Here is a 4,307-nt window from a genome sequence, read left to right as displayed (position 1 = left end):
GCTTATATAATAACCAACCAAAAGAAAACCCCTTCTCGAAAGAGCGGGGGTTTTTTGATCATAAAAGAGTATTTTTGAAACAGAAAATTCATACTATGAAAATAAAAATTCTAGCACTTCTTATCCTTATAGTCGTAGCATCCTGTACGGATAAAAAGAAGAAAGACGACGAGGTAATGATTCCCGTAGAAGCAGACGGCGGTATTGGTGACGGTGCCCCTTCATTGGATTCGTTGCTTCAGGAAGAGGCAAATAAAGATTCCCTAGTACCTCCAAACGATTCGAATCTGCCAAAAGAAGAGCATTAATGTTACCTTGGCATCAATACATATTAGGGTTGCTAATGCTACTCGCAGGTTTCAATCACTTTCGCAGTCCGAAAATATACGAACGCATCATGCCTCCATACATACCGGCGACTTCGACCATGGTATTGTTAAGTGGTATCGCTGAAATGGTTCTAGGCTTAATGTTATTAAATCGAGATACACAAACGTATGCTGCATGGAGCATTATAGTCATGCTTATCATATTTTTGTCTGTACATATACACATGCTTCAAAATGAGAAAGCCGCCTTAAAACTTCCAAAATGGGTTCTGTGGTTGCGCATTCCGTTACAGTTCGCGTTGATGTATTGGGCTTATCAATATGTGTAGCATGGATCTTTTTGCTTCAGAAAAGGAATATCACGGTGTGCAGTTTCCGTTACCCGATGCAGATATTTGGTATCATCCCGATTTTCTTTCTTCGGAAGAAGCTTCAGAATATTTTAATAAATTAATTCATGAGACCGACTGGATCCAAGACGACATCACGGTTTTCGGAAAGACATATCCGCAACCGCGCTTAACGGCTCTGTATGGTGAGCACGGCAAGAGCTACACCTATTCAAATATTACGATGCATCCGAAACCTTTTTCAGAAGGCCTACAAAACCTGAAGACGAAGGTCGAAACCGTAAGTGGTAGCACCTTCACAACCGTACTGCTTAACTTATATCGTGATGGCAAGGACAGCAATGGTTGGCATAGCGACGATGAAAAAGAATTGGGAACTGATCCCGTGATCGCTTCGGTGAGTCTGGGAGCCCCCAGAATGTTTCATCTTCGGCATAGGTTTCAGAAAGAGTTAAAACAAAAAATACTTTTGGAGCCCGGAAGCCTTTTGATCATGAAGGGGACCACGCAGCGCTATTGGCAGCATCAAATTCCGAAGACAAAAAAAGTAATCGCTCCGAGGGTCAATCTTACGTTCAGAAAAATTAGTTAGAAAAAGAGCTGCGATTATCCAAAGATGTCATTGAGGAGTACACTTAAACGAATTCCTCCCTTTTGAAGCTGCTGACGTACCACAGTTGTGTATTGATACATATAGCCGTATCCAAGATCTTCTCCGACCGTAGTCGTATCATAGATCTGTATACAAAGTTTTCGGCTTTCGTTCATCCAATCCATTACTGTACCGCTGCGAATTTGTTTTATCTCGACCTTAGATAAATGCTTGGTGTTTTCTGCTAGCTCGGAATAAGACATTTCATAACTATCTATAATCTTTTCGTCCCAAACCGAATGCAGGTTGGTCCCCTCACCGAACCAACGTACCTGAAATTGATTCCCGCCACGATCATCGGCAATCCCTACATGCAAGGGTTGATGGAGGTCCCCTATAAAATGAACCAATAATTTAAGATGAAAAGCCTTTTGATCCTTGGTGGTCTTAGCATCTTTGAGAATTTCCACACATTTTAGGATCGCCATATAAAGATCACCCTTCTCGCTTTTTGGGTGTGTATCGTACGAACTGTTAAATGGAAAGTTCACATAATGCCAAGGTGCATATTCCTTATACGCTGCATCGCTTTTAATCTCATCGGCATAAGTAGAGACCAAAGCCAAGGATTTCCCGTCCAATAATGCTTCGATCGCACGTTTCGCTTTTTTAGTAAGATATTCCTGTGCGATCTCCCCAGTGGCTCGATGTCCGGTGCGGCCCCAATCTGCTGCAGAAGAGGTAAAAGCAACAATAAGAAATATACTTAGAATAAACCACGGTCTCATAACACAACAATTTAGCACAAAGATACCTCCCTAAACAATTTAATGGTAATTTTAGAGTTCAAAAAAGTAAAAAATAAACATGAAAAAGCTCGTCATCCTCCTTACCATCCTTATCTCAGGTAATGCTTTTAGTCAAGAGGTAACTTATATAAGTGAGGAAATAAGCATTCCTCCTCTTGTAGAAGGCACCTTATTATTACCGGAAAGCAGTGACCCTATCCCCCTTGTAATTTTGTTGGGAGGTTCGGGTCCTGTAGATCGAAATGGCAATCAAGGGCTATCCAAGAACAATTCTTTGCGTTTTTTGGCTGAAGGATTATATGCCAACAACATCGCCACATTTAGATATGACAAACGTTTGGTAAAGATTATGAAGATGGGCGCCATGGACGAAAAAAAGATTCGTTTTGCTCATTTTATTGAAGATGCCAATTCGGTACTTGCGTATTTCGAAAACGATGCTCGGTTCTCGTCTGTATTTATTGCCGGTCACAGTCAAGGATCTCTTGTTGGAATGGTCGCCGCGCAAAACGGCGCAGACGGTTTTATTTCGCTGGCAGGAGCAGGACAAGAGATAGACGACGTGATCGTGGATCAAATTGCGAAGCAAAATCCGGCACTGAAAGATAATGCACGCACAGCCTTCGACGATCTGCGCGTAAACGGTATAGCTACTAATTACAATCCTTTACTTGCTTCTGTGTTTCGTCCTGCCATACAACCTTTTATTTTCGATTGGATGCAGTACAACCCACAGGACGAGATCGTAAAGCTTGATATTCCTGTGCTCATAATTAATGGTGATAAAGATATTCAGGTTCAAGTTTCCGAAGCAGAAAAATTACACGCTGCAAAACCGGATGCACAACTGGTCATTATCCCAAAGATGAATCATATATTTAAGAAGATAGAAGGAGATGACCTTGAAAACCAGAAATCGTATAACGAGTTCAATCGTCCTGTTATGCCGGAACTTATTGAAATAGTTTCCAATTTCGTAAAACAGTAATCATTTCCTTAATAAATTGTATTTTGCGGCAAAACACAGCACATGCAAGATCCAACCACCGAACTTATCAAGGACACTACACCTTTATTCACCAATGATACCATAGTTTTTGGGATATTGATGATCGCCCTGGGGATCATTTTCTATACTTCACACCAAGAAAAAGGTTTTTGGAACACCTTTTATAAAGTGGTTCCAGCCTTGTTCATGGCATATTTCATTCCTGCTTTGCTTACCACCTTTGGAGTGATCGCTCCGGAATGGGTTTCAGTTTCTGAAACAGGCGAAACAACAGAGAGTGCGTCAAGCCTATACTATATGTCGAGCCGATATTTGCTGCCTGCAGCCTTGGTTCTAATGACCCTGAGTATCGACCTCAAAGGGGTATTTAATCTTGGGCCGAAAGCTTTGATATTATTTTTAACCGGGACCGCCGGTATTATCTTAGGAGGTCCGGTCGCTGTCCTCATCGTGGGAACCATCTCCCCTGAAGCGGTAGGCGGCGAGGGAGCAGATGCGGTCTGGCGCGGGCTATCGACCTTAGCTGGAAGTTGGATAGGCGGTGGTGCCAACCAAACTGCCATGCTCGAGATCTACGGGTATAATCAGGCGCTGTACGGCGGGATGGTATTTGTAGATATTGTTGTGGCCAACATCTGGATGGCGATCATCCTTATAGGTATTGGAAAATCGACAAAGATCGACCGATGGCTCAAAGCCGATACGACGGCTATTGAAAATTTGAAGGAAAAAGTTTCTTCCTATTCTAAAAAAGTAGAACGCAACCCGTCTCTTACCGATTTGATGATCTTGGCTGCCATTGCCTTTGGCACTGTGAGCTTTGCTCATTTTGGCGCAGATTATCTAAGTGCGTTTTTTACCGACATTGTGGCCGGAATACCCAAAGGAATTACGCGTAATATCTTTACCTTTCTAGATTCTAGTTTCTTTTGGATGATCAGTATTACCACCATCATTGGAGTGCTTCTCTCGTATACTAAAGCACGTAGGTACGAGGGAGCGGGTGCCAGTAAATTTGGGAGTGTCTTTATTTATATTCTCGTTGCCAGTATTGGAATGAAGATGGACCTAACTCTTATATTTGACAATTTATGGCTTATCCTTATAGGATTGGTTTGGATGCTCATTCACGCCGGATTGCTTATTTTGGTAGCTAAACTCATACGTGCACCCTACTTCTTCTTGGCAGTGGGAAGCCAAGCCAATGTAGGTGGTGCC

The 4,307-nt window shown here is 42.3% G+C and carries 6 protein-coding genes; 5 read left to right on the top strand and 1 reads right to left on the bottom strand.

What is annotated here, in order from left to right:
- Positions 1–95: 95 nt before the first annotated feature.
- The 3 genes from AACZ11_RS12965 to AACZ11_RS12955 are packed head-to-tail and all read left to right on the top strand — an operon-like array spanning position 96 to position 1,271.
- Complete coding sequence (locus AACZ11_RS12965; RefSeq protein WP_339832744.1) at positions 96–308, top strand: hypothetical protein; 213 nt, start codon at positions 96–98, stop codon at positions 306–308.
- The gene (locus AACZ11_RS12960; protein WP_339832742.1) at positions 308–658 is read left to right on the top strand and encodes a MauE/DoxX family redox-associated membrane protein; all 351 of its coding nucleotides are present in this window, start codon (positions 308–310) and stop codon (positions 656–658) included. Before AACZ11_RS12965 ends, AACZ11_RS12960 begins: the two co-directional genes overlap by 1 nt.
- A gap of 1 nt (position 659) precedes the next feature.
- Complete coding sequence (locus tag AACZ11_RS12955) at positions 660–1,271, top strand: alpha-ketoglutarate-dependent dioxygenase AlkB (RefSeq protein WP_339832740.1); 612 nt, start codon at positions 660–662, stop codon at positions 1,269–1,271.
- 14 nt (positions 1,272–1,285) lie between these two features.
- On the opposite strand, the gene AACZ11_RS12950 is transcribed toward AACZ11_RS12955, so the two are convergent.
- Entirely contained in the window at positions 1,286–2,059 is a 774-nt protein-coding gene (locus AACZ11_RS12950; protein ID WP_339832738.1) for a S1/P1 nuclease, read from the bottom strand.
- Positions 2,060–2,138: 79 nt separating this feature from the next.
- Here AACZ11_RS12950 and AACZ11_RS12945 point away from each other — a divergent pair, with 79 nt between their 5' ends.
- Together AACZ11_RS12945 and AACZ11_RS12940 are read left to right on the top strand one after the other, a co-directional pair.
- Complete coding sequence (locus AACZ11_RS12945) at positions 2,139–3,068, top strand: alpha/beta hydrolase (protein ID WP_339832736.1); 930 nt, start codon at positions 2,139–2,141, stop codon at positions 3,066–3,068.
- A gap of 42 nt (positions 3,069–3,110) precedes the next feature.
- On the top strand, positions 3,111–4,307 hold a 1,197-nt coding region (locus AACZ11_RS12940), incomplete at its 3' end, for a DUF819 family protein (protein ID WP_339832734.1).

The organism is uncultured Altibacter sp., from assembly GCF_963972995.1.
Taxonomy (GTDB): domain Bacteria; phylum Bacteroidota; class Bacteroidia; order Flavobacteriales; family Flavobacteriaceae; genus Altibacter.
This window is presented reverse-complemented; position numbering and strand designations above follow the sequence as displayed.